Annotated in this window: 1 protein-coding gene; it reads right to left on the bottom strand. The window is 62.9% G+C overall.

What is annotated here, in order from left to right; all coding sequences use genetic code 11:
• Window positions 1–883 (bottom strand): IS481 family transposase (locus tag JKL45_RS29640; protein WP_201865354.1); only part of this gene is annotated, 883 nt, incomplete at both ends.

Below are 883 nucleotides of genomic sequence, written 5' to 3'. Positions count from 1 at the left end.
TGTCTGGATGCGAGACCTCCTTTGCATGAGCGACGACCTGGAGGGCTTGCGGCAAAGCGTTTGGATCGGGCGGCTTTGAGCGAAAGTTGGCCAGCTTCGGCTCGGCGGCCAGACCCCGTTGCACGACCTGTTCAGGTGAAGCCCCCTTGAGCACGCGTTGACGTCTTCTGTTGTAGGCTTGGTTGAAGCCTTTGAGCAGGGTCTCCAGATCCCGATGGCTATAGATCGTGATCCCCAGCACCTCGCGCTGCACCCGCCCGTTGAAGCGCTCGACGAGGCCATTGGTCTGCGGCGTGTAGGGTTTGGTCCTGCGGTGCTCCACCTTCAGCTTGCGGCAGGCCTCCTCAAAGCCATCAGCGGTAAAGCACGAGCCGCGGTCGGTGAGCACGTGCGTGACCTTGAAGGGGAAGGCGCGGACCGCCTCCTTCAGGAAGGCAACCGCGCTGGTGGTCAGCTCATCGTCCTTGACGGCTAAGTGCACCCAGCGGGAGCAGCGGTCAATGGCGACATAGAGAAAGCGCTTGCGGCGCTCGCCATTGGCGGTCTCCAGCTTGGGCAGGTGCTTGATGTCCATGTGCACGAAGCCGAGATCGTAGTCCTTGAACGTGCCGATCTTGCGCTGGCGCTGCTGCGCCGGTGGCAGGCGGCCCAAGCCTTCAGCCTTGAGGATGCGGTAGACCGCATCGCGGTTAAGATGCGGCAGGAAGTGGCTGACCACAAAGGTGAGGTCATCGAGCGGAAAGCCGGTAGCCTGGCGCAGGGCACAGACGATCGCCCGCTCCTCGTCTGTAGCTTTCCAGGGCAGCTTGTGCGGCCGGCTGGAATGGTCCTGGCAGTCCTGCGCCCCACGTTTGCGCCACTTGCGGATGGTCTCAGTGCTCAC

The organism is Microvirga soli, from assembly GCF_016734765.1.
Taxonomy (GTDB): Bacteria; Pseudomonadota; Alphaproteobacteria; order Rhizobiales; family Beijerinckiaceae; genus Microvirga; species Microvirga soli.
The sequence above is the reverse complement of the archived record's forward strand: the minus strand, read 5'-3'. Positions and strand labels throughout refer to the sequence as shown.